The following is a 26,891-nucleotide window of genomic DNA, read 5'->3' on the forward strand; positions in this document are numbered from 1 at the left end:
GATTCCAACGCGATGTGCAGCACCGTGTCCGTACTGACTTTGAGTCGGTAGACCGCTCGCTCAAGCCGCAACCGGCGCAGGTGCGCTTTCGGGTTCTCACCCACGACCGCACGGAAGACGCGGTGAAAGTGATGCGGCGAAAGACCAGCGACCGCCGCGATCTCGGCGAGGGTCACCGGCTCCTCGAGACGCTCCTCCATCCAGTGAAGTGCCCGGCTCACACGTTCCGCATGCCGCTGAGCGGTGAGTGGAAGGACGACTGAGGACACGCTTCGAATCTACGAGCGCCGGTCAGTCGGCGTCTCGACGTTTTTTGCGAATCCCACCGAAGCGACTCGCCCCAATGCCCCGAAAGGTCCATATGGACATCGCGTAGACATCTCCCCTGCGAAATGGACAACTCGGAGCGTGACATCTGTAGGAACCGGCTGACGATGAACTGCTGTCGGTCGTCAGAACTGGTCTGCGAGCGCCCTCCGCTGCGCATCCCAATCGAAGTCCTCCAACGTTTTGCGAGCCGGTAACCCGGCGGCCTTGATCCGCAGCTCTGCGCCCGAAGCGTTGCGCGCCGTGGTCTTCCGCGTGAAGGAGCCTGAGTGGGACACTTCTTCTGAGGGCCACCTGTAGGGATCGCTTTGGGGTCGTCGACCGCGCATGAAGGGAGAACCGTGATGACTGGGGATGAAGTGTTCGACACGATCGCTCACGAGATGACTGCGCTTGACGGTGTGTCACGGAACCACCGCGGCAGTCTCATCGTCTCGGGAAGCAGCAGTGGCGCCGTGCGCGCCATGACCAGCGGCGGGCAGGTGGTGGTGAAGCTTGACCCAATGCGCACGGCGGCTCTCGTTGACGCCGGCGTCGGGACACACTACAAGGGTCAGAAGAACGCGTGGCTCCAGCTTCCGGCCGACCTCGACTTTGATCACGTGCGCGGTCTCATCCTCGAGGCGCTGACTGCATGAGAAACCCTTCTTGATTGATGGTCCTGTCCCCTGGTGTGGTGGAGGATCCGGCCGGGTTGTCTTCGTCGTAGACGTTGGTGAGCCATCGTGGTGATAGTCAGTGAGGGCTCGTCGGATCTGATCGACGCGGGAAGCGACCGTGTGGATCGTTGCCGCTCCGCACGATCTCACCACGGAGCGCACCGCCCGCCGCAACTGGACCCGCCCGACGACGCTCGCCACCTGGCCGGGGAGGTCGACCTGAAGGTTCCCAAATACCCGGGGGCGTGACTCACGCCTCGAGGTTCTCGGTCCCGACGAACGCGTTGTGACGCCAATAGATGTTGTCCCGGAAGTGCGCAAACCCGACGCTTTCGTACGACGCAGCGACCTTCTTTCGGGAGCGCCGAAACTCGATCTCGGACAGGTGCTCCCACGGCACCGGTTGCGCGCGGAGAACGATGAGAGTCTCCCTCCCCGTGCCGGTCACCGTCTCCACCAGCGTCGTGAGCAGACGTGGACCAAGGCGCTGACCCCGGTACGGTGGCTCCACAAAGACGCCCTCGACGATCACGAGCTGCGACACCTGCTCGCCAACCAGCGGATCGCGGGAGTCGAGCCACTCGAAGACGTTCTCATCACCGAGAATCGACTCGGTGATCTCGAATGCTTCGCCGCCTACTTGATCGAACACGTCAACGACGTCACCCACCCGGTCGAGGTCGACGGTGTACGCAGTAGCGCGCGCGATGACACGACGCTCCGGCTCCCCCTCGTCGTCGTCATCGAAGATGTACAACGTCGCGTCAGCGGAGATCTTCGCGACGCCCGACGGCAACTCCGTCCAGTTCACGGAGTCCGGTACTCCGACCAGTGGCCGCGTGACCTTCACAATGCACTCAATATCCGTGAGGTCCACGTCAAGTCGCGCAACAACAGCAGACATACTCACCCCTTCAACAACGGATACGCGGCAACGGCATCGTGCCGACAATACCCGGGCGCTAGCCGCGATCCAGCAGAGAAGCTGAGGCGCTGTGAAACCGCCGCCCACATGATCGCGACGGTCGGCCGGCGTCCGAAATGTCCATATGGACATCGCGTGGACATTTCAACTGCGAAATGGACATTTCAGAAAGATCCCTACAGGAGGTGCGCGCTCGCGGCGGCACAAGCACGCTCAGGGCTTTGGAGAACAGGGATGAGAGGCGACTCACCCGCTCACCCTACGACGAGCGGCAGGGGCGCCGCGGAAGATCCGCGACGCCCCTGCCGGGCACTGCTGCGATGTCAGACGCGCTCGTCGATGAGGTAGCCCTCTTCGCCGTGCACGCTGGTGTCGACACCGGCGAGCTCGTCCTCGTTCTTGACGCGGAATCCGATGGTCTTCTGGATCGCGAAGCCGATGATGAAGGCCACGACGAAGGAGTAGACCAGGACGCCCACCGCGGCGATGACCTGGACGATCAGCTGCTCCCAGCCGCCGCCGAGGAACAGGCCGGTCTCGGTGGCGAAGAAGCCGAGGTAGACGGTTCCGATAAGGCCACCGACGAGGTGGATGCCCACGACGTCGAGCGAGTCGTCGTAACCGAGCTTCCACTTCAGCTCGATCGCGAGGGCGCAGACGGCACCGGTGACGACACCGAGGAGGAGCGCCCAACCGGGGGTCAGGTTCGCACAGGCCGGCGTGATCGCGACGAGGCCGGAGACGGCACCGGAGGCGGCGCCGACCGAGGTGGCCTTTCCGTCCTTGAGCTTCTCCACGATGAGCCATCCGATGATGGCGGCGGCAGTGGCGCCGAGGGTGTTGATCACGATCAGACCGACGACGCTGTCTTCGGTACCCAGGGCACCCAGACCCTCCGCACCGCCGTTGAAGCCGAACCAGCCGAACCACAGGAGCGACGCGCCGAGCAGGACGAGCGGGACGTTGTGGGGCTTCTGGATGCCCTTCTGGAAGCCGATGCGCTTGCCGAGGACGAGCGCCAGGGCGAGGGCCGCAGCGCCCGCGTTGATGTGCACCGCGGTACCACCCGCGTAGTCGATGACCTCCGCGGTGAACCCGAGCGATGTGCCGAGGTTCAGGATCCAGCCGCCACCCCATACCCACGCGGCGACGGGGAAGTAGACCACGGTGGCCCAGATACCGGCGAAGATCATCCACGCACCGAACTTGGCGCGGTCGGCGATCGCGCCGGAGATCAGGGCGACGGTGATGATCGCGAAGGTCGCACTGAAGAGCGCCCCCACCAGGTCGTCACTGCTGAGGCTGCCGAGACCGAGGTCGGAGAAGGGGTTTCCGGCGAAGGCCCAGACGTTGCCCTCCGGCACCGCGCTCATATTGAAGCCGTAGATGATCCAGAGCACGCCGATGAGACCCATCGAACCGAAGCTCATCATCATCATGCTGACGACGCTCTTCGCTTTGACGAGGCCTCCGTAGAAGAACGCCACGCCTGGCGTCATCAGAAGCACCAGCGCTGACGCGGTGATCAACCAGGCAAGATTTCCGCTGTCCATGAGATTCCTCATCCATGTGTCGTGTTACACAAAAAGCCCCTGCCGGCGCCGAGTCGGGTCACGGCTGTCGGGCACGCCCAGTTTCCCGAGCGGGGGTTTCGTGCGCCGTGCACCCCGTGTTTCGCGTTGGTTACGCGAGGGAATGCGAGGTAAACATCACGTTTCACGCACGCACGAAAGCACCGCGAACGCCCGGAGCGCGCGCGACGAACGGATGGCGGTGTGTCAGGCGAGCGTCGAGGCGACCAGTCGCGACGTGGCGCGCAGGTACTTCTTGCGGTACCCGCCGGACAGCATCTCCTCGGGGAACACGTCGTCGAGGGAGACTCCGGTCGCCCGGATGGGGATCTGCGCGTCGTAGACGCGGTCGATGAACGCGACGAATCGCAGTGCCGCGGATTGGTCGCTGAACACGTCGACATCTCGAAGCCCCACGGTGTCGACGCCCTCGATCAGGCGGATGTACCGCGAGGGGTGCACTCGTGCGAGATGGGCGATGAGATCTTCGAAGCGGTCATCGGCCGCCGTCCCCACGGCCGCCGCGTCACCGATCGCGGCGTCGTACTCGGCGGCGCTGAGCGACACCGCGTGGCCGTCGACGGCGCGCTGGCGATAGTCGGTCCCGTCGATGCGGATCGTCTGGAACCTCTCCGCCATCGCGTGGATCTCGCGGAGGAAGTCCTGCGCGGCGAAGCGCCCTTCCCCGAGCGCGTTGGGCGGCGTGTTGGAGGTCGCGGCGAAACGCGTGCCCCCGGTGACGAGTTCTCCGAGCAGCCGCGTCATCACCATCGTGTCGCCGGGGTCATCGAGCTCGAACTCGTCGATGCAGAGGAGATCCGCGCCGCGGAACAGCTCGACGGTGTTCTTGTAGCCCAGGGCGCCGACGAGCGCGGTGTACTCGATGAACGAGCCGAAGTACTTCCGTCGCGCAGGCATGTCATGGTAGATCGCGGCCAGCAGGTGGGTCTTCCCCACGCCGAACCCGCCGTCGAGGTACACCCCCGGACGCGGAGCAGGTTCCCGCTTGGCGCGACGGAAGAGTCCGCCCTTCGCCGGTGCCGGTCCTCCCCCGGCGAACCGGACGAGGAGATCCTTCGCCTCCTGCTGCGAGGGATACGCGGGATCCGCACGGTAGGTGTCGAAACGGGCGGTGGTGAACTGCGGCGGCGGCACGAGGGCGGCCACCATCTCAGCACCGGAGAGTTCCGGCGTGCGGTCGACGAGGTGCACCACCCCGGCGGCGGCACTCATCGGGCATCCTCCGAGGTCTGGTCCTGCGGCGTGAGCCCCCGGGCGCGAAGCCAGTCGGAGATCGCGGAGCTCCAGCGCTCCTGGTCGTAGTTCCAGAGCTTCGTGTGTCGCGCCACCTCGAAGACCTCCATACGGACGAGATCCGGGCGCGCGACGAGGAGATCGTGCGAGGCGTCGGAGGGGACGAAGCCGTCGTCGTCGCTGTGCAGGATCAGGATCGGATGCCGTAGCTCTGCGGCGCGGGCGATGACATCCAGGCGATCGAAGGGGATCCGCCCCCCGCTGTGCACGAGAGCCGACCCCCAGTCGCTCTCGAGCACATGGATCGCGAGCGAGCTGACCGGGGTGGGAACCTTCATCATGCCGGCCTGGTAGTCCAGCACGACGCGCCAGTCGACGACGGGCGACTCGAGGATCAGCGCGGCGATGCGGTCGCGGTGAGCGGAGTTGAGGGAGACCTGCAGCGCGATGGCGCCACCCATGGACCAGCCCATGAGGACGATCCTCTTCGCACCGCGGCGACGGGCGAAGCCGACCGCCGCGTCGACGTCGCGCCACTCGGTGGCTCCGAGGGCATACGTGCCCGCGCGGCTCCGAGGCGCCTCGCCGTCATTGCGATAGGACACCACGAGCGAGGTGATCCCGAGGCCGTGGAACAGCGGGACGGCACGGAGACATTCCGCTCTGGTCGTGCCGCGCCCGTGCACCTGAATCACCCAGACGTCGCCCTCGCCGGCCGGGAACAGCCACGCGGGGCAGGGGCCGATTCCGGATCCGATGAGCTCGGGCGTATAAGGGAGGTGCAGGTCGGAGGGATGGTCGAAGTACCAGCCGCTGAAGGCGGCCGCACTGTCGAGACGGGCATCCGAGCCGATGTGGGTGAGGAGCTTGCGCGTCACGCTGTCGGCGTCCTCGGCGAGGACCGTCCCCAGCTTGAGGTACGGCTCGGACCCGCGTGTGAACAGCCCGTACCTGCCCGGGAGCGCCGTGTCCTCGGTCTTCGAGAGCCGGATGGTCTGCGCGGTGGTGTCGAGATCGAGGATCTGGGTGTCGGCCACACGCGCGGCGGGTGTCACGACCCGTCGCGCCATCCGCAGGGCCGTCAGGGCCCACAGACTCAGCACCGCAGAGAGCGCACTGCTCAGGACCGTGATCAGGATGCGGATCGCGGATGCCGGGGCGGGGAAGGCACCGCCCGCAGCGGCGCGCCTGGAGGAGACCATCGGGGCCTCACTCTAGTCTGTCCGGGTGGAAGATCACCGCCGACCGGCGTCGCCGACCTTCGCGCAGGTCGCGGAGGATGTTCGCGCGGTCGAATACCGGGACGATTTCTCCGTCCGCGAGATTCCGGCCCCCGCCGGACTCGCCCCGGACTCGATCGCGCTGGCCGGAGATGTCCGCCCGGACGCGACGACGGGCGACTCCGTCTTCGGCACGGGGCGCTTCATCCTCCTGCACGACGACAGCGAGCCCGCATCCTGGGAAGGACCCTGGCGGATCGTCTGCTTCGCCCAGGCACCGCTCGAATCCGACATCGGCGTGGACCCGATGCTCGCCGATGTCGCCTGGTCCTGGCTGGTCGATGCGCTGACGTCCCGCGAGGCGTCCTTCCACGCAGAGGCGGGTACCGCCACGAAGACACTGTCCCGCGGGTTCGGCTCCCTCGCCGCCGAGGGCGACGGATCGCAGATCGAACTGCGCGCGTCGTGGTCGCCCACGGGTCCCATCGAGCGACACGTGGAAGCATGGGCGGAGCTCGTGTGCATGCTGGCGGGGCTCCCGCCGGGTTCAGAAGGGATCGAGATGCTGGGATCGCGCAGGTCGCTGCAGTGACGGCGTACGACGTGATCGTCGACGATGCGGGATTGCAGGAGGCGGCGCGCGCCATTGCGGCCGGCACGGGTCCCGTGGCCGTCGACGTGGAGCGCGCCTCCGGATTCCGGTACTCGCAACGGGCGTATCTGGTCCAGGTCTTCCGGCGCGGCGCCGGCGTGTTCCTGTTCGACCCCCCGCCGATCGCCGACTTCTCTCCGCTCCAGGACGTCCTCGCCGACGAGGAGTGGGTGCTGCACGCCGCCAGCCAGGATCTGCCATCGCTGCGCGAACTGGGGCTGGAGCCGGAGCGGATGTTCGACACCGAGCTGGCGGCCCGCCTGCTCGGTCACGAACGCGTGGGACTCGGGGCCGTGGTGGAGCAGACGCTCGGCATCACCCTGGCCAAGGCTCATTCCGCCGCGGACTGGTCCACCCGACCCCTCCCCCAATCCTGGCTGGAGTACGCCGCGCTCGACGTCGTGCATCTGATCGATGTCCGCGATGCGCTCGTCGCCGAGCTCGAGGAGCAGGAGAAGTCCGAGTTCGCGGAAGAGGAGTTCCTCGCCGTCCTCCTGCGTGAGCCCAAGCCCGCGCGCGAGGAGCCCTGGCGTCGGATGAGCGGGCTCCACACGGTACGCGGCCGCCGAGGACTCGCGGTCGCGCGCGCTCTCTGGACGGCGCGGGAGGAGTACGCCCGCCAGGAGGATGTCGCACCCGGCCGTCTGGTGCCCGACCGTGCGCTCGTCGCGGCGGTCATCGCCGATCCCCGTTCGAAGCAGGAACTCGCCGGGGTCAAGGAGTTCACCGGTCGCGCCAGCCGCTCGCAGCTCGATCGCTGGTGGGCCGCGTTCGAAGCAGGTCGCGCCGAGACCGATCTTCCCCGCGAGCGTGTCTCCCACGGCGACACGCTCCCACCGCCTCGCGTCTGGGCCGATCGCAACCCCGACGCCGATGCCCGATTGAAGACGGCCCGGCCGCGGGTGGAGCAGCGGGCGGAGGAGCTCCGGATGCCGACGGAGAACCTCCTGACGCCCGATCTGCTCCGACGCGTGGCATGGGCTCCGCCCGCGGTGATGAGCGTCGACGCGATCGCGGCTGCGCTGCTGACCCTCGGCGCCCGCGGCTGGCAGGTTGACCAGACTGCACAGCTGATCACGGATGCCTTTGTGGATTCCGTGCAAGAGCCCGCGGAGGCTGCCCCGACCGATTCGTAGGTATCCGCCACCGGGTTCTGCCCGCCCGCAGGGGCCTCCTAGGCTTGCGGCGATCCCAATCATTGGAGGCAGAGTGGCCGATATCTCGGACGTCTTCTTCGTCGACGGCATGCGCACACCTTTCGGGCGCGCCGGCGAAAAAGGCATGTACTGGAACACCCGATCCGACGACCTCGCGGTCAAGGCGACCATCGGTCTGATGGAGCGGAACGCGGCGGTCCCGAAGGACCGGATCGACGATGTCGCCATCGCGGCCACCTCGCAGACGGGCGACCAGGGACTCACCCTCGGCCGGTCCGTGGCGATCCTGGCAGGCCTCCCCCAGAGCGTTCCCGGGTTCGCGATCGATCGCATGTGCGCCGGAGCGATGACGAGCGTGACGACGATGGCCGCATCGATCGGCGTCGGCATGTACGACGTCGCACTCGCAGGAGGCGTCGAGCACATGGGTCGTCACCCGATCGGAACGAACGCCGACCCCAACCCGCGCTTCGTCGCGGAGAAGATGGTGGACCCCGGCGCCCTGAACATGGGGGTGACGGCCGAGCGCATCTTCGACCGCTTCCCCCACCTGACGAAGGAGCGGTCCGACCGCTTCGGCATGCTCAGCCAGCAGAAGGCGCAGCGCGCCTACGACGCGGGGAAGATCCAGCCCGATCTCGTCTCCGTCGCCATCAAGGACGCGGACGGCGCGTGGGGTCTGGCCACGGAGGACGAGGGGCGGCGGCCGCAGACCACGATGGCCGACCTCGCTGGCCTCAAGACGCCGTTCCGTCCGCACGGCCGTGTGACCGCGGGCACGTCGTCCCCGCTGACCGACGGCGCCACGATGTCGTTGCTCGCGGGCGGTGGCGCGGTGAAGGAACTGGGCCTGACCCCCAAGATGCGGATGGTCTCCTTCGCCTACGCGGGAGTGCAGCCCGAGATCATGGGCATCGGTCCGATCCCGTCCACGGAGAAGGCCCTCCGCAAGGCGGGGCTGACCATCTCCGACATCGGTCTGTTCGAGCTGAACGAGGCGTTCGCGATCCAGGTCATCTCGCTCCTCGACCACTTCGGCATCGACGATGACGACCCGCGCGTCAACGCCTGGGGCGGCGCCATCGCCGTCGGGCATCCGCTCGCGGCATCCGGGGTGCGACTGATGATCCAGCTCGCCGCGCAGTTCGCGGAGCGCCCCGACGTCCGATACGGCCTCACTGCGATGTGCGTGGGTCTCGGCCAGGGGGGCTCGGTCATCTGGGAGAACCCGCACTACGACGGCAAGAAGCGCAAGTGAGGACCGACAGCATGACCGACTACGACTCCATCGATTTCTCCCCCCTCCACGCACTCACCGACGGCGAAGTCGTGACGCACTCCCGCGTGCGCGACGTGACGCTGGCGTCGGGGAAGACACTGGCACTGATCACCCTCGACAACGGACGCGACCACACGCGCCCGAACACCCTCGGGCCCGCCACGCTCACGGAGCTCGGCGAGGTCCTGGACGCGCTCGCCGTGCGGGCCGGCGCGGGCGAGATCGACGCGGTCGGCATCACCGGTAAGCAGTACATCCTCGCCGCGGGTGCGGATCTCAGCGACATCACGCGAGTGGGCTCGAAGGACAACGCCCGGCTGGTCGCCCAGCTCGGACACAAGGTCCTCGGGCGGCTCGGCGAACTCGGCGTCCCCTCCTTCGCCTTCGTCAACGGGCTCGCGCTCGGCGGGGGCCTGGAGATCGCGCTGAACTCGACCTATCGGACCGTGGACGCCTCGGCGGCGGCCATCGCGCTTCCCGAGGTCTTCCTCGGCATCATCCCGGGTTGGGGAGGCGCGTACCTGCTCCCGAACCTCATCGGGATCGAGAACGCGCTCGAGGTCGTCATCTCCAATCCGCTGAAGCAGAACCGCATGCTCAAGCCCGCGCAGGCCTTCGAGCTCGGCATCATGGACGCGATCTTCCCGGCCGCGTCCTACCTGGAGGACTCCCTGCGGTGGGCGGACGGTGTCCTGACCGGCCGCATCGCCGTCGAGCGGAAGAACACCCCGGGCAAGATCGAACGTGCCGTCAAGTGGCCGGTGGCGATCAAGATGGCGCGCGGGATGCTCGAATCGAAGATCGGCACCGTGCCCGCGTCGCCGTACGTCGCCCTCGATCTCCTCGACAAGGCGCGGTCGGGAACCAAGGCCGAGGGATTCGCCCGCGAGGACGACGCCCTGGCCGATCTCGTCGTGGGCGACCAGTTCGCGGCGTCGATGTACGCGTTCGACCTCGTGCAGAAACGAGCGAAGCGACCGGTCGGCGCCCCGGACAAGGACCTCGCGAAAAAGGTCACCAAGGTCGGCATCATCGGCGCGGGCCTCATGGCCAGCCAGTTCGCGCTGCTGTTCGTGCGGAGACTGCAGGTCCCGGTCCTCATCACGGATCTCGACCAGGCCCGGGTCGACAAGGGTGTCGCGTACATCCACGAAGAGATCGGGAAGCTCGAAGCCAAGGGGCGCCTGGATGCCGACGCGGCCAACAAGCTGCGCGGTCTCGTCACGGGGACCACGGACAAGACCCTCTACGCGGACTGCGACTTCGTCATCGAAGCGGTCTTCGAGGAGGTCGGTGTCAAGCAGGCCGTGTTCGGCGAGATCGAGAAGATCGTCGCGGAGGACGCGATCCTGGCGACCAACACGTCGTCTCTCTCCGTGGCCGAGATCGGCAGCACCCTGGCTCATCCCGAGCGACTGGTCGGCTTCCACTTCTTCAACCCCGTGGCCGTGATGCCCCTCATCGAGATCGTCTCCACGGATCAGACCGCGGATGCCGCACTGTCGACGGCCTTCGTGGTGGCGAAGGCCCTCGGGAAGAACGGCGTCCTGACCGCGGACGCCCCCGGCTTCGTCGTGAACCGGCTGCTGGCCAAGGTGATGGGCGAAGCGGCACGCGCTGTCTACGAGGGCACCCCCGTGGCGGACGTCGAGCGCGCCTTCGCACCGCTCGGACTGCCCATGGGGCCGTTCCAGCTGATCGACCTGGTCGGCTGGAAGGTGGCGGCGCACGTTCAGGACACCATGACGCGCGCCTTCCCCGACCGGTTCTTCTCGCACGAGAACTTCCATCGACTCGCGGAGCTCGACGAGGTCGTGGAGAAGGACAAGGGCGGCCGTGTGACGGGATTCACCAAGGCGGCGCTGAAGACGGTGAAGCCGCACGTCGGATCGCAGTCCGTTCCGGCTGAGGAGATCCTCCGCCGTGTGCAGGACGGTCTGGCGCAGGAGATCCGGATCATGCTCGACGAGAAGGTGGTCCCCGAGGTCGAGGACATCGACCTCTGCCTCATCCTCGGAGCCGGGTGGCCGTTCATCGACGGCGGAGCCTCCCCGTACCTCGATCGCGAGGGGGCGTCCGAGCGCGTGTTCGGCGGCACGTTCCACCAGCCGCCCATCCGCGGCATCGCACAGGAATCCTGACGGCGATGACGAAGGCCGGGTCCGCGACGGGCCCGGCCTTCGTCATCCGTCCCTCACGCCACCGGGAGGTGTCGATTCCACCACTGCACGACGGCGTCGAAGCGTTCGACCCGATGCCTCGGCCGGCCCGCCCGCGTCAGCTCGTGGTCCTCACCCGGGAAGATGAGCATCTCTGCGGGCACACCGTGCCGGCGCAGGGCGCTGTAGTAGCGCGTCGACTGCTCCAACGGGCAGCGGAAGTCGAGCTCGGAGTGGATGACCAACGTGGGCGTCCGCACCCTCCCGACGACCTCCAGCGGACTTTGCCGCGCGATGTCCTCGACGTCGACTCCGACGTACTCGTCGCCGAAGAAGCTCCCGATGTCGCTCGTGCCCTGCATGGAGATCGGGTCCAGGAATCCGCGCTCGACGATCGCGCCGGCGAAGCGGTGATCGTGGGCGATGGTCCAGGCGGTGAGATAGCCGCCGTAGGAGCCGCCCATGATCCCCAATCGACCGCCGTCGAGGCGCGCATCGCCCTGGACAGCGGCATCGAGGAGTTCGAGGACGTCGGTCATGTCGACCGTCCCCATCGCCTGTCGGATGCTGCGACCGTGCGCGCGACCGTATCCGGCGGAGCCGCGCGGATTGCCGTAGACGACGGCGTAGCCCGCGTCCACCAGCACCTGCGTCTCATCGAAGAGGTGGACGCCGTACGCGGCGTACGGACCACCGTGGATCTGCAGGATCACCGGGAACGGGCCGTCGCCGGCCGGCGTCGCGACCCACCCGTGCAGCGGATAGCCGTCGCCGGCGACCGCCTCGATCTCCCGCGGCGCGACGACGCCCCGTTCGCGAACGGGGGCGCCGAAGTCCGTGACCGTTCGGCGGACACCTCCCGCGACGAGGACGAGTTCGCCGAAGGAATCCGCCGTCGCCACCGCCGCGACGATCTCTCCCCCCGCCGCCGCGTGGCCGACCACCTCGACGTCGCCGTCGAGGACGACCTCGTTCCCGCCCTCACGGTCGACGCGGAGGAGACGGACGCGACCCCGCGTGCGATCCTGCACCAGGAATGCCCCGTCGAAGACGGTGATGTGGCTTCCGACCTCGCCGAGGTCGATGGACTCGGCATCGGTGAGGACGCGCGGTCCGCGCTCATCGACGACCCACAGCGCGACGCCCGGCGCGACGAAGTCGCGACCGTCGTCGCCGACCTCGTAAGCGAGCAGCGCGATCAGCCCATCGGCGGCGACCGCGATGTCGTTGACGGCCAGACCGGCGGCGGTGGAGAGGATCTCCCGCGTCGAGGACCCGTCGACGGCGACCGCGACGACGCTCGTGCGCAGGTCGCGTCGGGCGTTTTCGATCCGTTCCGGCACGACCAGGATCTCGGCGCCGTCCGCCGTGAAGACGGGTGACGAGTACGACGCGTCATCGGCCGTGAGGCGTCGGGCCTCCTCCGGGACGACAGCCCGGTCCGGAGCGTCCCCCGATGTCGTCACGGCGGGCGGATATGTCGGCTCCGCATCGAGGTCGGGCGCGGCGACCACGAAGAGCTGCGCCGGGCGATCGGCGATGTAGCCGAGTCCGTTCGCGTGCCAGCGGATGCCGGTGATGCGGCGGGCGGGCTCCGACTCGGCGGGAAGACCCTTCACGGTGCCGTAGCGCCCGGGCTCGGGGATGCGCGCGGTGAAGGCGAGCGAGCGCGCATCGGGCGCCCACGCGAACCCCGAGACGCCCAGCGGGGCATCCGTCACCTGGATCGGCTCTCCGCCGCTCGTCGCCATGACGAAGATCTGCGTGCGCCCGTCTGCGTCGGCGCGGAGGAAGGCGATCGCCTCGCCGTCGGGTGCGATTCGCGGGGCCGCATCGGAGACCCCCCGCGTCAGACGGCGGTGAGCACCGGATTCCGTGTCGAGGCGCCAGATCTGCCCGACCGCACGGTCGGCGGCGAGGTCCGGCCGCGACGTCGCGAAGACGACGAAGGATCCGTCGGGGGCGATGTCCGGCCGGCCGACGGCGACGAGGGCCTCGATGTCACGAGCCCGCACGGTTCACTCCCCCGCGAACGAGCTGGTGTCCCCGACGAGGCGGGTGTTGTCGGCCGGCACAGGATCCAGCGCGGCGCGCGCGACCTCGGCGGCGAACTCCGACACGTTGTAGAGCTTTCCCGCCGACTCGCGTCGCGAGGCGATGGCGCCCGGATTGGCACGCTCGAGCAGCGTCGCGGTGATGGTGCCCTCGATCATGTCGCCCGACACCACGACGAACTCGATGCCGCGCTCGGTCAGGGCCGGGATGCGCTCGCGCAGAGCGTCCTCGCCGGCACGCTTGGAGAGGGCGACCGGCTCGTACTCGGGCATGGTCGGAGTGGTGCGGATGAAGTGCGCCTGGTGGCTGGTGACGAAGACGACCCGCGAGCCGGCCGCCAGCAGCGGCAGCGCGGTGTCGAGGACGCGCACCTGCGCGTCGCGGTTCAGCGCGAGCGCGTAGTCCTCGGCCATGCCCGCCTCCATACCGCCCGATGCGTTGAGCACGAGGATGTCGAGAGAGCCGAACTCGCGCTCGACCTCCGCGAACATCTGCTGCACCGAGGTCGCGTCGGTGAGATCGGCGCCCACGACGAGCGCGCGCACACCCAGCGCGCGCAGCTCGTCCGCCAGCTTCTGGGCGCGCGGTGCCTTGTTGCGGTAGTTGATGACGACGTCGGCGCCCGCCTCGGCGAGGTATCTCGCGGTGTCCGCGCCGATCCCCCGGGAGGAACCGGTGACCAGGGCGACACGGCCCTTCAACGCATCGACGGGAAGTGTCTGGGACATGGGGGCTGCTCCTGGATCGATCGGTGTCCGGGTGTGGTTTCCGGGCCGGAACGACCCTATCAACGCGATCCGCCGGGCCCTCGGAACCAGCCCGTTGATAGGGTCGGAGAACGGGACGAAGGGGTGGCGATGCTGCCGGATCTGATTCAGTACATGTGGATCGCGTGGCTTGTGCTCGCGTTCCTCTTCATCATCATCGAGCTGTTGACCCTCGAGTTCACGTTCCTGATGCTCGCTGCGGGATCGCTCATCGGGGGGCTCGGCGTGAACCTCCTCGGCGGACCCTGGTGGCTGCAGATCGGCATCGCCGCCGTGATCTCCGCGCTGCTGCTGTTCACCATCCGGCCGCTCCTGCTCCGCGCGCTCCACAGGGATCAGCCGTTGGCGCGAACGAACGTCGATGCCCTATACGGCATGGAAGGCCGGGTGGCCAGCCCCTTCGTGCAGGATGCGGGCTCGGTGAAACTGGACAACGGTGAGACGTGGACCGCCCGTCTCGCCTCGGCGTTCGAGGGCACGCCCCTCGTTCCCGGAGACCGCGTCGTCGTGGAGACCGTGCGCGGTGCCACCGTCGATGTCATCCCCGCCTCCGCGTCGCGCGCAGTGGGAGAGGAAAGGACCCAGACCCATGATTGACGTCGGCGCATTCGCCGGGCAGATCTTCGTGATCGTTCTGCTCGTCGTCCTGGCGATCTTCGTGATCGTCGTGATCTTCCGCTCCATCCGGATCATCCCCCAGGCATATTCCGGTGTGGTGGAGCGACTCGGCCGCTACCAGCGCACGCTGCAACCCGGACTGAATCTGCTGGTGCCCTTCGTGGACCGCCTGCGTCCGCTCGTCGACATGCGCGAGCAGGTCGTCTCCTTCCCCCCGCAGCCGGTGATCACCGAAGACAACCTCGTCGTGTCGATCGACACCGTCGTGTACTTCCAGGTGACCGACGCCAGGGCGGCGACCTACGAGATCGCCAACTACCTCAGCGCCGTCGAGCAGCTGACCACCACGACGCTGCGCAACGTCGTGGGTGGGCTGAACCTCGAGGAGGCGCTGACCAGTCGCGACAACATCAACGGTCAGCTGCGGGTCGTCCTCGACGAGGCGACCGGCAAGTGGGGCCTGCGCGTGTCTCGCGTCGAGCTCAAGGCGATCGATCCGCCCCTGTCCATCCAGGACTCGATGGAGAAGCAGATGCGCGCCGAGCGCGATCGCCGCGCGGCGATCCTGACGGCGGAGGGATCGAAGCAGTCGCAGATCCTGGAGGCGGAGGGACGCCGACAGGCCGAGATCCTCCGCGCCGAGGGTGACAAGCAGGCCGCCGTCCTCCGCGCACAGGGTGAAGCCGAGGCCATCGAGATGGTCTTCGAAGCGATCCATGCGGGCGACCCCGACGAGAAGCTGCTCGCGTACCAGTACCTTCAGACGTTGCCGAAGGTCGCCGAGAGCGCATCCAGCAAGCTCTGGATCATCCCGAGCGAGCTGACCGAGGCCCTCAAGGGCATCGGTCGCGGCTTCGGAGGCGTCGGATCCGAGACCGCGTCCGATCGCTCCGGCAACGACCAGCCGCGTTCGAAGACGCCCCGGACCCGCGGCGGCGCGGTGTCCACGGCCGCCGATGCCGCGGTCGCGGCGGCACGGGAAGCCGCCTCCGCCGCCGACGACATCGCCTCGGAGGCGGCGCGCACACGCCCCACCGCCGGTGACACGGGCATCTGACCCTGCGCCGGTCTCGGCGCGGCACCCCTGGTTCGGCGCGTCCGGGACACCGCGCGTTCTTGCTCACCGCGGCCTCGTGACCGAGGAGGCGGCGCGCGACGGTGTGGCCGAGAACTCGTTCACCGCCGTGGCCGCAGCCCACGCCGCCGGCGTCGTCTACGTCGAATCGGACTGCCACCTCACCGCCGACGGCGTGGTCGTCCTCTTCCACGACGACGATCTCTCCCGGCTCACCGGAGATCCCCGGCGGATCGCCGACGTGCGCGTGCGCGAGCTCGAATCCCTGATGAGCGGACGCGGCGGACTGCTGACCCTGACGCAGGCGCTGGATGCCTTCCCCGACCTGCACTGGAATCTCGACGTCAAGGCGGCCTCGGCCGCCCTCCCCGTCGGGCGCGCGGTCGCGAAGGAGGGCGCCCGTGTCCTCATCACGAGCTTCTCGGACGCCCGCCGCCGCGAGGCGCTGGCCGCGGCCGCCCGTTCCGACGCCCTGCCTCCCGCGACATCGGCGGGGCGAGGCACGATCACCCGTCTCCTCGGGGCGGTCGCGTCGGGGTCGTCGGCGCTGGTCGCCGGCGTGCTCAGCGGAATCGATGCGGTGCAGATCCCCGAGCGCCACGCCGGCGTAGCGATCCTCACCGATCGGCTGCTCCGCCTCACGGCCGCCGCGGGGGTCGAAGTGCACGTCTGGACCGTGAACGACACCACGGCGATGCAGGACCTCGTGCGACGAGGAGTGCACGGCATCGTCACCGACCGCGCCGACGAGGCGCTCCGCACTCTCGACGCGCCCGGTTGAGCGCGGGCCTGAACATCGGCTGGGAAAGGCTCCCGCAGACCGCCCGTTCGGATGATCCATCCAGGTCTCTTCGTTATACCTGAACAGCGACGAGAGGACCACACAATGGCAGACCGCAGTTTGCGCGGCATCCGACTCGGCGCCCAGAGCCTACAGAGCGAAGAGGGCGTCGTTTTCCATGAGCGTGCACAGCACGTCTATTCCTGCACCGCCTGCGGACGCGACACCACGCTGACGTTCGCGGCCGACGCCGAGGTCCCGGAGGCATGGGAGTGCCGCACCTGCGGCGCCGAGGCCCTTCTTCGGATCGGCGACACCACGGCGACGGTCGACCACTCCGGGGACAAGACCCCCCGCAGCCACTGGGACATGCTGCTCGAGCGACGCACGATCCCGGAGCTCGAGGAACTCCTCGAGGAGCGCCTCGCCTACGTGCGGGCGCGTCGCGGCGCGGGTGGCGAGTCCACCGACAAGCTCAGCGCCTGAGCATCACTTCTCGATGACGTCGGCCCCTTCGGGGGTCGGCGTCATCGTCGTACCCCTGCGGCGGAGACGGCGCGTGAGGATTCCGAAGACCGCAAGGGCCAGGAGGCTCCCCCACCCGAGCAGCATCTGCACCGATGGCCCGACGAGGACCGCCGGCGTGATGCCGGTGCGCAGGGGCACATCGGTCAGCATGTGCCCGGCGACGCCCGCGTCGAGCGAGTCCAGGGTCGCGCCGTCGGGCGCGATCACCTGGCTGGTCCCCACGGTCGAGATGTTCACCACGGAGCGCCCGGTCTCCACCGCCCGCATCCGCGCGAAAGCCAGTTGCTGAAGGTTCTCGTCGGTGTCGCGGAAGTCGGCGTTGTTCGTCTGGAACATGTAGACCTCGGCGCCTTCGCGCGCACCCTCCCAGATGACGTCGTCGTAGATCACGTCGAAGCAGATCGCCAGCCCGATCCCGATCCCGTCGACGTCGAAGAAAGGCCGGTTGCTCCCCGGGGTGTACTCGCGCTGAATGAGGCCCACCAGATCCGGAGCGAGGGCCTCGAAGAACCAGCGATCCGGAACGTACTCCCCCATGGGAACCGGGTTCACCTTGTCGTGGACCTGCGTGGCCCCCTCGTTCCGCTCCCACAGGATCGACGTGTTGAACGTCGCGCCGTCCCGCTCCGTCGCGGCATTTACGATCAGCGGCGCATCCAGACGCTCCGCAAGCGAATCCAGGGTCCGCGCGGTGCCGGTGTCGGCGAGCGGGTCCGAGTCGATCCCCCCCTCCGGCCACAGGAGGACGTCCATGTCCTCGCCGAGCAGCGGCGCAGTGGCCGCGAGCTGTGCGTTGAGGATGGCGTCCGGGGAACGCGCATCGAAGTAGCCGGAGGGGCCGTTGCCCTGGACACTCCCGACGCGGAGGGATCCGGCATCCTGAGTGGGGAAGGCGGGGACGAGGAGAAGGAGCGCGGCCATCACCGCGGCCGGTACCGCGGTGGTCCAGCGGGAGAATTCGCGGCGTCTCAGCCACTCGATGATCGCCGCCGTGAGCGCGACCATCAAAAAGGTCAGGCCGGCCACCCCCACCCACGACGAGACGTGTGCGAGAGGACTCTCCGACTGGCTCATGCCGATCCGCCCCCACGGGAAGCCGGTGTACGGCCAGGACCCCATGAAGAGCTCCCGAGCCGTCCACAGTCCTCCCACGAGCAGCGGAAGGACGAGCAGACGCCCGACCTCCCCCGGCAGGACCCGCGGCACCCATCGATAGGCAAGGGCCAGGGGCACGGCGCCGACCGACATGAACACCGTCTCGATCCCCGCCAGGGCGAACCAGGGGACGACACCGAGGTAGCGCGTGATCCAGACGATGTGGATGAGGTAGAACGCCGCGCCGAACACGAAGCCCACCAGCAATGCTCCCCCGACCGACCGGCCGATGAGGGTCACGAGCGACAGACCGACCCCCACGAAGGCGAGAGGCCACCAGCCGACCGAGGGGAACGCCAGATCCAGAATCGCCCCCGCCGCCGCGGCGACCAGTACAGCCGCCCACAGGGGCAGGAGAGGACGCGGGGAGCGAAGGGCGGTCACGTCACCACCCTAGATCGCGGACGCTGGGAGGCGGATCAGACCGTCGAGTGGGCGACGATCCCGCGCCGCACCGACTCGAGCGCGCGGCGGGCCGTCGTCGCGACGTCCGGCTCGGCGGCGAGGGACAGCTGGTCGAGGAGATCGATCGTCTGCTTCGCCCAGCGCACGAAGTCGCCCGCGGCCATGTCGGCGTCCGCGAGGACGCGATCGAGCATGGCGCCCCGAGCCCAGGCGTGCATCGCGGTGGCCAGCCCCGGCGCGGGCGGCTCCGATCCGGGAAGGTGGTGATCGCGCTCGAGATCGTCGAGGTTCGCCCACAGCTCGGTTGTCTTCTCGAACGCCACGCGGAAGGCTCCGCGCGGCAGACCGCGCTCCCCGGGCCCGCCGTCGTCTCGCCGGGGTTCGTAGACCAGACAGCAGGCGAGGGCCGCGAGCGACGGCGCATCCATCTGCCGCCACAGGCCGCGACGGAGTGCTTCGGCGATAAGGAGGTCGCGCTCGCCGTAGATGCGGCGCATCGTGCGCCCCGCCGGCGTCAGTGTCGTCGCACCTCCGTCGTCGACGGCGACGTAGTCGAGCGCGGCGAGAACGTCCACGACGCGGTCGAACACGCGGGCAACCGTCCCCGTGCGCGTCTCGATCTGCCGCCGCGTCTTGTCGACCGACCGCTTGAGCTTGGCGTACCGTTCCCCCCAGCGCGCGTGGTTCTCGCGATCCGGACACCGGTGGCACGCGTGCCGCTGCATCCGTCGGCGCAGCGCGTCGATCTCCCGCAGGCGCGCATCGCGGGTGGCGCGACCTGCCGTGACGTCGCGACGATTCAGCTTCTCCAGATCGCTGAGCTGACGACGGATGTCGGCGTACTCGGGGAAGTCGCCCCGGTCGCACGACATCGCCGAGAGATAGCCCGCGAGGGACTCCTCCTCCTCCTTGACGCGTCGGGCGAGGCCCACCACGGCGCGATCGGCCTGGAACTGGGCAAATGACGACTCGAGGATCTCCCGGGCCCGCCTGCGTCCGAACTGATCGATCAGGTTGACCGCCATGTTGTAGGTCGGGCGGAAACTCGAGTTGAGCGGATACGTGCGGCGGGAGGCCAGCGCGGCCACGGACTGCGGGTCCATCGCCTCGGTCCACTGGATGACGGCATGGCCCTCGACGTCGATGCCGCGCCGTCCCGCACGGCCGGTCAGCTGGGTGTATTCGCCGGAGGTGATGGCGACGCGCGCCTCGCCGTTGAACTTCTCGAGCTTCTCCAGCACCACGGTCCGCGCGGGCATGTTGATGCCCAGAGCCAGGGTCTCGGTGGCGAAGACGGCCTTCACGAGCTTCCGCTGGAAGAGCTCCTCGACGACCTCCTTGAACGCCGGGAGGAGTCCCGCGTGGTGGGCGGCGACGCCGCGCTCGAGATTCTCCCGCCACTCCCAGAAGCCGAGGACCGCGAGGTCCTCCTCCAGCAGGGTGCGCGTGCTCTCTTCGACGATCTCCCGGATCTCGCGACGCTCCTCGGGCGTGGTCAGCCGGATGCCGGAGCGTCGGACCTGCTGCACCGCCGCGTCGCATCCCACGCGGGAGAAGATGAAGAAGATCGCGGGGAGCAGGTTGGACCGGCCGAGGAGCGAGACGACCTCGGGCCGGTCGATACGCTCCAGTCGCGCGGACGTCGAGGGGCGGACGGCGCGGTGACCTCCCCGATGCGGTCGCCGCTGACCCGCGCCGGCGTGGCGCGCACTGGAGGCGCGCTGCGCATCGCGGTTCCGCTCGAACGTCTGCCCCTTCAGCGAGCGAAGCCGCAGCAGCTCCTGGTTCACCTGCGCCGTGGCCACCCCGGCGCGATCATCGAACAGCGGCAGGAGGTCGCCGCGGACGAGCACATGCTGCTCCAAAGGAACAGGCCGCGTTTCGGACACGATGACCGCGGTGTCGCCTCGGACCGTGTCGAGCCAGTCGCCGAACTCCTCCGCGTTGGACACCGTGGCCGACAGCGAGACCAGGCGCACCGACGCCGGAAGGTGGATGATCACCTCTTCCCAGACGGCGCCGCGGAATCTGTCGGCCAGGTAGTGGACCTCATCCATCACGACGAAACGCAGTCCGCGCAGAGCCGGAGAGTCGGCGTACAGCATGTTGCGGAGGACCTCGGTGGTCATGACCACGATGCGGGCGTTGCCGTTGATGTTGGTGTCGCCGGTGAGGAGGCCGACCTCGTCGGCGCCGTACACGGCCTGCAGCTCGCGGAACTTCTGGTTCGACAGCGCCTTCATGGGCGTGGTGTAGAACGCCTTGTCGCCCGGCTCCATCATCGCCAGATGAATCGCGAATTCGCCGACGATGGTCTTCCCGGCACCGGTGGGCGCCGCCACGAGCACGCTGCGTCCCTCTTCCAGGGCGCGGCACCCGGCGATCTGGAAGGGGTCGAGCTCGAAGCGCTGGGCCGCCGCGAACGCCGCGGTGTCGGGGTACGATCGCGCGGTCTCGTTCCGCTCGCGTGCGCGCGCGTAACGCTCGGCCGGACTCGCGTCGTTCACGCGGCGATCTCGGGCGGGAGGAGGGCCTGGTCGCGCCGCGCACGGCGGCGGTCGAAGAGCAGCGACAGCCCGGCGGCGGCGAAGAAGAGCACCGTCATGATCCCCGCGAGGATGAATGTGGACGCGACATCGGCCGGCGGTGTGGCGAGGGCGGCGAAGACGACGGCGACGATCACAGCGATCCGCCATCCGCCGAGGATCGCGCGACCGGAGATGATGCCCGCGAGGTTGAGCGCCACGAGGAAGACCGGCAGCACGTAGGCGACGCCGACGAAGAGGAGGAGTTTGAAGACGAAGTCGTAGTAGTAGCTGGCGTCGTAGAACGCCGCGGCCCCGTCGGGTACGAATCCGGCCATGAGCGTGACGATGTTCGGCATCACGAGCAGACCCGTCGCGCAGCCGGCGAAGAAGAGCGGCACCGCGGCACCGACGAACCCGATCGTGTAGCGGATCTCCTTGCGCGTGAGCCCGGGGGTGACGAAGGCCCAGATCTGCCACATCCAGATCGGCGCGGCCATCAGGATGCCGAGGGCGAAGGCCATGCGCAGGCGCAGATCGAAGCCGGAAGTGACGGTGCTGAACATCAGCTCGACCCGCCCGGCCTCACCGCGTGATTCGGCCACCTCTCGGATGGGCTCGGTGATGAGGGAGAGAACCGGGTCGGTGATGAGGAACGCGACCACCATCGCCGCGACCAGCCCGATCGCGGAGATGATCAGACGCTTCTTGAGCTCGACAAGATGCTGCCCCAGGGACATGCGCTTGTCTCGCCGCGGAACGTCGGGATCATCGACGCGCGGCGGCGGAGTCGTGACCATAGGCCGACTCAGGGGTTGGCGGTCGGTGAGCCGCTGCTGTCGGAGCGCTTCGCGTCCGGCGCCGGAGGCGCGACGGCGGAGTCGGCGGTCGTCTGCGCGTCGTCCTCCTTCATCGCCTTCATCTCACCCTTGAACACGCGCGCGGACTGCCCCATGCTCTTGGCGAGCGCGGGCAGCTTGGCGGCGCCGAAGAGCAGCAGGATCACCGCGAGGATGAGGAGCCACTGCCAGCCTTGGATTCCCATGTTCGTCCTTCCGAGGGGCTTACGCGCCATCCTACCCCCGCATATCGTCACCGATACTGGGCGAGCCCCGCTTCGGCCCATTCCGCCGCGGCGCGCCGCGCCTCCACCGGGGCGAGGATCTCCAGCTCGCCGCCGCGCCGCGCCGCCAGCCGCCGGAGGCTGTAGGCGTCGGCCACCCGCATCGTCGCCTCCGCGGTCACGCCGTCGGACGCAACCTCGATGTGCGCGCGATCCAGGTAGTCGCCGAGGAGCGGAGCGGAGTGGACGGGGAAGCGGACCCGCGCCGGCACATCGCCACCGGCGCCCTCGAGCCATCCCGGGACGGAGTCCGGAACATGGGTGACGGGGATCTCCGTGACCGTCAGATCGCTCACCCGGTCGAGGTGGAACGTGCGCATGCCCTCCCGCAGGTGACACCATCCCTGCAGATACCACTGCCCGTCGGCGATGTGGACCTTGACCGGATCGACGGTGCGGGTCGTGGGCGCGGCGTCCGGAGCCTTGTAGGTGAAGGACACCGCCAGCGCACGGTCCAGGGCTTCGGCGACCGCGGACCGCGCGTCGTCCACGGGCCCGGGCACCATCACGAGATCCGCCGGTGCCGCCGACGCGCCGCGGGCGAGCTTGGCGAGGAGACCGTTGAAGGCCTCCGAGTCGCCGACGCCCGGGATCGATCGCGCCAGCTGAAGACCCGCCAGGAGCGCCGCCGCCTCGCGCGCGGTCAGGCGGGGGGCCCGCTCCAGACCGACGGTGTTGGTGATGACGATGCGATCCTGCTGATCGAGGAGATCCCAGTCGATGTCGAACAGGTCGTTGGACATCTGCCAGAAGCCCTGGTCGCCGGGCAGCCCGATCACGGTGAGCTTCTGCACCATCGCCCGCATCTGCTCCGGCGTGACGTCGAAAGCCTCCGCCGCCTCGAGGACGGAGACCTCTCCCTTCCCGACGAGGTACGGCACCAGCTGGAGCATGAGCGCCGCCCGATCGGTGGCGAGCTGCGTCCGCGCGCTCACGAGGCCACCTCGTGTCGGTCGCGGACGGCGATCAATCGCGCCACGACCTGGTCGCGGAGCGCATCGGGCTCCACCACCCTCACCTCCGGACCGTAGGACGCCAGTTCGTCGGCGAAGACGTGCAGGTCGACGAACGGCACGCGGATGCCCTGCTCCGCCGGGAGGGCGCGGCGGGCGAGGCGCAGGGCGGCTTCGGTCCCGGGGTCGACCTCGAGGAGGGCGACGTTGCGGGACGCCACCTGTTCCAGGCCTTCGCGCGCGCGTGCGCCGGCGCCCTCGCGCATCGCCGGATCGAACCGCTCGCGGGTCAGGACGGCATCGCCCACCACCCGGGAGAGGAGGAACGTGCGTTCGGCATCCTGGTCCAGGTCCCACCCGAAGACGTGCCAACGGGCCTCGTAGTCCACCAGCGCCAGGGGCCGGATGCGGCGCCGTCGGGGTGCCCGCTCCCCCGGCTTGAGGTAGTCGAAGGCGATGACCCGCGCGCTCTCGATGGCCTGCTGCATCGGTGCGAACGCGGGGTCTCGGAGGTTGATGCGGGGGGCGAACCCGACGATCGGCGCGTCGACGGCGATCCCGAGGGCGCGGATCTTGCGCAGCGCGCCGCGCGCGCCGTCCGACATCGAGCTCTCCCCCCAGACCTCGGCGGCGAGGTTGAGCAGCGCGATCTCATCGGGGCGGAAGTCGATGTCGGCGGGGAGCTCGTACTCGGACGTCGGGATGCGGTAGCGGGCCTCGCGGAGGTCGTCCGGATCGAGCCAGTCCCCGATCGTCTCGATCGGCACACCCAGCGCGCGGAGATTCTCCTTGTCGCGCTCGAACATCTTCTCCAGCGCATCCTTGGACGCGCCGGCCGTACCCTGCTCGCGATAACCGGCGACCGACGCGAGGACGGCGTCCTTGGTGAGCCCCTGCTCGGTGGCGAGGAGGGCGACGACCAGATTGACCAGTCGCTCCTCGGGCGGGGTCTTCGCGGACGGGGCAGACATCGCCTTCATCCTACGGTCGCGCCGCCGACCGGCCGACCCCGTCCGATCACGGCGCGGCGTCGAGCCCGAGGATGTCGACCACGAAGACGAGGGTCGATCCCGCGGGGATGGCGCCCTGCGGGGTGTCTCCGTATCCCTGGTCGGGCGGGATCACCACGAGCACCTGGGATCCGACGGTCTGCCCCTCGAGCGCCGCGGCGAATCCGGGAACCACCCCGTCCAGGGTGAGGGAGGCAGGAGCCTGACCCCACGACGAGTCGAACTCCTCGCGCTCGGCCCACGTCACACCGGTGTAGTGCACGCGCACGGGTGCATCACCCGTGACGGCCGGCCCGTCGCCCCTCTTCAGTGTCTGCACGACGAGCTCGCTGGGCGGCGCACCCTCCGGGATGATGAGGCCCGGCTGGCCGTCCGGCGCACGGACGACCGAGGGCAGCCCGAAGCCGTCGGTGTACTGGTCGGCGCCGTCGGCCTTCGCCAGGTAGACCTTCCGGACGTCCACGATCGCGAGGGCCGACTCGTCGGCGGCGAGTCCGAGCCCTTCCGCCGCGCCCTCGGCGATGTCGCCGGGCGCCAGCGCCACCGTCACCCGCGACCCCTCCGTCGCGCACGAGAGCGCGTCGGAGAACGCCGGGAACGTGTTGACCCACTGGGACAGCGTGGTCACCCGCGTCAGATCGCCGTCGTACGGCGTCGCGATGACGGTCTCCCCCGAGTCGCCGCCGACGAGGGCGATGTCGACCACGACGAGCTGGTCGTCCGTCGTGATGGGCGTGCCGTCGCCCGTGACGTCGTCGCGCGCGGCCCACTCGTCCGTGCGGAACGGGGTGTAGACGTCCACCTCCGGCAGCGCGTCGGCTGCACCGGACACGGAGACCAGATCGAGCACCCCCGCCTCGCCGGCGGGCCGGTCGCAGGTGGCGTCCGCCGGAGCGGCGCAACCGGTCAGGCCGACAGCGGCCAGACCCAGGATCGTCAGGGCAGCGGAGAAGGTACGCACCCGACGATTCTAGGCGGAAGCGTCGGGTGCCCCATCGCGACGCTGCGCCTCGATCGCGGCGTCCGCCGCACGACGGGCCTCCCGGACGCGCTTGCGCAGATTCTTGTCGGTGATCTCCCGATCGCCGACGGCGCCGGGCGTCCACAGCTCCACATCCTCGTCCGAGTAACTGGACTTGGACGCGCGGCGCTTCTGCTCCGGCGCGACGGCACCGGGCGCGAGGCGCCGCGCCCAGATCAGGAACCCGGTGTGGGCGATCATGCGGTGGTCGGGACGCACGGCGAGTCCCTCGACATGCCACCCGCGGACCATCGTCTCGCTCGCCTCGGGGTCGGTGAACAGTCCGGTCCCGCGCAGGTACTCCGCCACGCGGCTCAGCTGCGTGGCGGTGGCGACGTAGCAGAGCACGACCCCGCCCGGGGTGAGGGCATCGGCCACGACGTCGATGCACTCCCAGGGGGCGAGCATGTCGAGCACGACCCGGTCGACGGATGCCGCGGGCAGCGTCTCCGGGAGCGCGGTGGCGAGGTCGCCGACCACGACCTCCCAGTTCTCCGGAGTGTCTCCGACGAAGGTCTCCACGTTCGCCCGCGCGACCTCGGCGAAATCCTCACGCCGCTCGAACGACACGAGCCTCCCCTGCGGGCCGATCGCACGCAGGAGCCAGAGCGAGAGGGCGCCGGACCCGACGCCCGCCTCGACGACGACGGCCCCGGGGAACACGTCCGCTTCCGCGACGATCTGCGCCGCATCCTTCGGGTACACGATCGCCGCACCCCGCGGCATGGACATCACGAAGTCCCGGAGCAGCGGTCGCAGGGCGAGGTATTCGTGCCCACCGCTGCCGGTGACGACGCTGCCGTCCGGGAGGCCCACGAGGTCGGCGTGACGGAGCACTCCGTGATGCGTGTGCATCTCTCCTCCCTCGCGGAGGGTGATGGTGTGCAGACGTCCCTTCGGACCGGTCAGCTGCACCCTGTCGCCCAGCCGGAACGGACCGCTCGGTCGCCCGCTCATGCGGAGACCTGCGTCCGACGACGTGCGGCGTGGGCGGCATGGACGGCCCGGAGGTCGTCGACCGACCGCCCCTCGAGGCTCGGCCACAGGGCGTGCGCGCCGGCGCCTTCGAGGGAGACCATGAGCGGGACGCCGATGGATGCCGCTCCGGAGGCGACCGCGGAGCGGAGTCCGTTCGGGGAGTCCTCGATGGCGACTACCTCGGTGGGATCCACCCCGAGCGCAGCGCAGGCCTGCAGGTACGGGTCGGGGTGTGGTTTCGGGCGGGTCGCGTCGTCACCGGCGATGATCACGTCGAACGCGTCGAAGTCGATCAGATCGACCACGGTGGTCGCCATCCGACGCATCGACATCGTCACGAGAGCCGTGCGGATGCCCGCCTCCTTCAGCGCGGCGAGCATCTCGCGCGCCCCCGGACGGAAGGGCACCCCGGTCTCGGCGAGCTGGCGCATCACGTCGTCGGTGAGGTGGTCGATGATCTCGTGCACGCCCATGCGAACGCCGGCTTCCTGGAAGATGCGGGCGGAGTCCTCGAGCCCGAGCCCGACGAGGCCCAAGGCCTGCTCGTGCGACCACGAACCGCCGTGAGCCTCCACGAGCGGTGTCTCGGCGTTCATCCAGTAGGGCTCGGTGTCCACGAGCGTTCCGTCCATGTCCCAGAGGACCGCGGCGAGGGTGGGAGACGTCATCCGGCCCATGGTACGGGCCTATCCTG

At 69.0% G+C, this 26,891-nt stretch carries 25 protein-coding genes; 9 read left to right on the forward strand and 16 right to left on the reverse strand.

Annotated features, from left to right (window positions below):
- On the reverse strand, positions 1 to 269 hold a 269-nt coding region (locus tag LTL01_RS09905), incomplete at its 3' end, for a helix-turn-helix domain-containing protein (protein ID WP_236968437.1).
- A gap of 402 nt (positions 270 to 671) precedes the next feature.
- On the opposite strand from LTL01_RS09905, the gene LTL01_RS09910 reads away from it, so the two are divergent.
- Positions 672 to 965: a hypothetical protein gene (locus LTL01_RS09910; RefSeq protein WP_005055297.1), complete on the forward strand. Its 294-nt coding sequence runs from the start codon at positions 672 to 674 to the stop codon at positions 963 to 965.
- A 271-nt stretch (positions 966 to 1,236) separates the two neighbouring features.
- Here the strand turns inward: LTL01_RS09910 and LTL01_RS09915 are convergent, their stop codons facing one another.
- The 4 genes from LTL01_RS09915 to LTL01_RS09930 all read right to left on the reverse strand — a co-directional run bounded on the left by LTL01_RS09915 (position 1,237) and on the right by LTL01_RS09930 (position 5,938).
- On the reverse strand, positions 1,237 to 1,863 hold the full coding sequence (locus LTL01_RS09915) for a GNAT family protein (RefSeq protein WP_197281246.1): 627 nt from the start codon (positions 1,861 to 1,863) through the stop codon (positions 1,237 to 1,239).
- Between the two features lie 371 nt (positions 1,864 to 2,234).
- Positions 2,235 to 3,464 (reverse strand): ammonium transporter, encoded by a 1,230-nt coding sequence (locus LTL01_RS09920; protein WP_236968438.1) that lies wholly within the window; start codon positions 3,462 to 3,464, stop codon positions 2,235 to 2,237.
- Positions 3,465 to 3,689: 225 nt separating this feature from the next.
- Positions 3,690 to 4,715, reverse strand: a complete 1,026-nt coding sequence (gene zapE, locus LTL01_RS09925; RefSeq protein WP_236968439.1) for a cell division protein ZapE — start codon at positions 4,713 to 4,715, stop codon at positions 3,690 to 3,692.
- Entirely contained in the window at positions 4,712 to 5,938 is a 1,227-nt protein-coding gene (locus tag LTL01_RS09930) for an alpha/beta hydrolase family protein (RefSeq protein ID WP_236968440.1), read from the reverse strand. The genes zapE and LTL01_RS09930 overlap by 4 nt, the downstream gene beginning before the upstream one ends.
- 25 nt (positions 5,939 to 5,963) lie before the next feature.
- Between LTL01_RS09930 and LTL01_RS09935 the strand changes: the two genes are divergently transcribed.
- The 4 genes from LTL01_RS09935 (at position 5,964) to LTL01_RS09950 (ending at position 11,185) form a co-directional block, all read left to right on the forward strand.
- On the forward strand, positions 5,964 to 6,548 hold the full coding sequence (locus LTL01_RS09935) for a DUF3000 domain-containing protein (RefSeq protein WP_053547399.1): 585 nt from the start codon (positions 5,964 to 5,966) through the stop codon (positions 6,546 to 6,548).
- Positions 6,545 to 7,744, forward strand: a complete 1,200-nt coding sequence (locus tag LTL01_RS09940; RefSeq protein WP_236968441.1) for a ribonuclease D — start codon at positions 6,545 to 6,547, stop codon at positions 7,742 to 7,744. Before LTL01_RS09935 ends, LTL01_RS09940 begins: the two co-directional genes overlap by 4 nt.
- 73 nt (positions 7,745 to 7,817) lie before the next feature.
- Positions 7,818 to 9,023, forward strand: coding sequence for a thiolase family protein (locus tag LTL01_RS09945; protein WP_053547397.1), 1,206 nt, complete (start codon positions 7,818 to 7,820; stop codon positions 9,021 to 9,023).
- Positions 9,024 to 9,034: 11 nt separating this feature from the next.
- Positions 9,035 to 11,185 (forward strand): 3-hydroxyacyl-CoA dehydrogenase NAD-binding domain-containing protein, encoded by a 2,151-nt coding sequence (locus LTL01_RS09950; protein ID WP_236968442.1) that lies wholly within the window; start codon positions 9,035 to 9,037, stop codon positions 11,183 to 11,185.
- A 53-nt stretch (positions 11,186 to 11,238) separates the two neighbouring features.
- On the opposite strand, the gene LTL01_RS09955 is transcribed toward LTL01_RS09950, so the two are convergent.
- Complete coding sequence (locus LTL01_RS09955; protein WP_236968443.1) at positions 11,239 to 13,218, reverse strand: S9 family peptidase; 1,980 nt, start codon at positions 13,216 to 13,218, stop codon at positions 11,239 to 11,241.
- Positions 13,219 to 13,221: 3 nt separating this feature from the next.
- Entirely contained in the window at positions 13,222 to 13,986 is a 765-nt protein-coding gene (locus LTL01_RS09960) for an SDR family oxidoreductase (RefSeq protein ID WP_236968444.1), read from the reverse strand.
- A 129-nt stretch (positions 13,987 to 14,115) separates the two neighbouring features.
- Here LTL01_RS09960 and LTL01_RS09965 point away from each other — a divergent pair, with 129 nt between their 5' ends.
- The 4 genes from LTL01_RS09965 to LTL01_RS09980 all read left to right on the forward strand — a co-directional run bounded on the left by LTL01_RS09965 (position 14,116) and on the right by LTL01_RS09980 (position 16,985).
- Positions 14,116 to 14,622, forward strand: a complete 507-nt coding sequence (locus LTL01_RS09965; RefSeq protein ID WP_236968445.1) for an NfeD family protein — start codon at positions 14,116 to 14,118, stop codon at positions 14,620 to 14,622.
- Positions 14,615 to 15,700 (forward strand): SPFH domain-containing protein, encoded by a 1,086-nt coding sequence (locus tag LTL01_RS09970; protein WP_236968446.1) that lies wholly within the window; start codon positions 14,615 to 14,617, stop codon positions 15,698 to 15,700. Before LTL01_RS09965 ends, LTL01_RS09970 begins: the two co-directional genes overlap by 8 nt.
- A 76-nt stretch (positions 15,701 to 15,776) precedes the next feature.
- On the forward strand, positions 15,777 to 16,499 hold the full coding sequence (locus LTL01_RS09975; protein ID WP_236968447.1) for a glycerophosphodiester phosphodiesterase family protein: 723 nt from the start codon (positions 15,777 to 15,779) through the stop codon (positions 16,497 to 16,499).
- Between the two features lie 105 nt (positions 16,500 to 16,604).
- Positions 16,605 to 16,985 (forward strand): RNA polymerase-binding protein RbpA, encoded by a 381-nt coding sequence (locus LTL01_RS09980; RefSeq protein ID WP_053547391.1) that lies wholly within the window; start codon positions 16,605 to 16,607, stop codon positions 16,983 to 16,985.
- Positions 16,986 to 16,988: 3 nt separating this feature from the next.
- On the opposite strand, the gene lnt is transcribed toward LTL01_RS09980, so the two are convergent.
- From lnt to LTL01_RS10025, 9 genes are all read right to left on the reverse strand, one after another.
- Positions 16,989 to 18,566, reverse strand: coding sequence for an apolipoprotein N-acyltransferase (lnt, locus tag LTL01_RS09985; protein ID WP_236968448.1), 1,578 nt, complete (start codon positions 18,564 to 18,566; stop codon positions 16,989 to 16,991).
- A 35-nt stretch (positions 18,567 to 18,601) separates the two neighbouring features.
- Positions 18,602 to 21,094, reverse strand: a complete 2,493-nt coding sequence (locus tag LTL01_RS09990) for a DEAD/DEAH box helicase (RefSeq protein WP_236968449.1) — start codon at positions 21,092 to 21,094, stop codon at positions 18,602 to 18,604.
- Positions 21,091 to 21,852 (reverse strand): twin-arginine translocase subunit TatC, encoded by a 762-nt coding sequence (gene tatC / locus LTL01_RS09995; RefSeq protein ID WP_053547498.1) that lies wholly within the window; start codon positions 21,850 to 21,852, stop codon positions 21,091 to 21,093. The genes LTL01_RS09990 and tatC overlap by 4 nt, the downstream gene beginning before the upstream one ends.
- A 68-nt stretch (positions 21,853 to 21,920) precedes the next feature.
- Positions 21,921 to 22,157, reverse strand: coding sequence for a twin-arginine translocase TatA/TatE family subunit (gene tatA / locus LTL01_RS10000; RefSeq protein WP_053547388.1), 237 nt, complete (start codon positions 22,155 to 22,157; stop codon positions 21,921 to 21,923).
- Positions 22,158 to 22,204: 47 nt separating this feature from the next.
- Positions 22,205 to 23,170 carry a helix-turn-helix transcriptional regulator gene (locus LTL01_RS10005; RefSeq protein WP_236968450.1) on the reverse strand — a complete coding sequence of 322 codons (966 nt, stop codon included), beginning with the start codon at positions 23,168 to 23,170 and terminating at the stop codon, positions 22,205 to 22,207.
- On the reverse strand, positions 23,167 to 24,159 hold the full coding sequence (locus tag LTL01_RS10010) for a helix-turn-helix transcriptional regulator (protein ID WP_236968451.1): 993 nt from the start codon (positions 24,157 to 24,159) through the stop codon (positions 23,167 to 23,169). Before LTL01_RS10010 ends, LTL01_RS10005 begins: the two co-directional genes overlap by 4 nt.
- A 46-nt stretch (positions 24,160 to 24,205) precedes the next feature.
- Entirely contained in the window at positions 24,206 to 25,159 is a 954-nt protein-coding gene (locus tag LTL01_RS10015) for an FKBP-type peptidyl-prolyl cis-trans isomerase (RefSeq protein WP_236968452.1), read from the reverse strand.
- Positions 25,160 to 25,168: 9 nt separating this feature from the next.
- Positions 25,169 to 26,176 (reverse strand): tRNA (adenine-N1)-methyltransferase, encoded by a 1,008-nt coding sequence (locus tag LTL01_RS10020; protein ID WP_236968453.1) that lies wholly within the window; start codon positions 26,174 to 26,176, stop codon positions 25,169 to 25,171.
- Positions 26,173 to 26,865 (reverse strand): HAD family hydrolase, encoded by a 693-nt coding sequence (locus tag LTL01_RS10025; RefSeq protein ID WP_053547383.1) that lies wholly within the window; start codon positions 26,863 to 26,865, stop codon positions 26,173 to 26,175. The genes LTL01_RS10020 and LTL01_RS10025 overlap by 4 nt, the downstream gene beginning before the upstream one ends.
- Positions 26,866 to 26,891 lie beyond the last annotated feature (26 nt).

The sequence above is a fragment of the Microbacterium aurantiacum genome, assembly GCF_021654035.1.
Classification (GTDB): domain Bacteria; phylum Actinomycetota; class Actinomycetes; order Actinomycetales; family Microbacteriaceae; genus Microbacterium; species Microbacterium aurantiacum.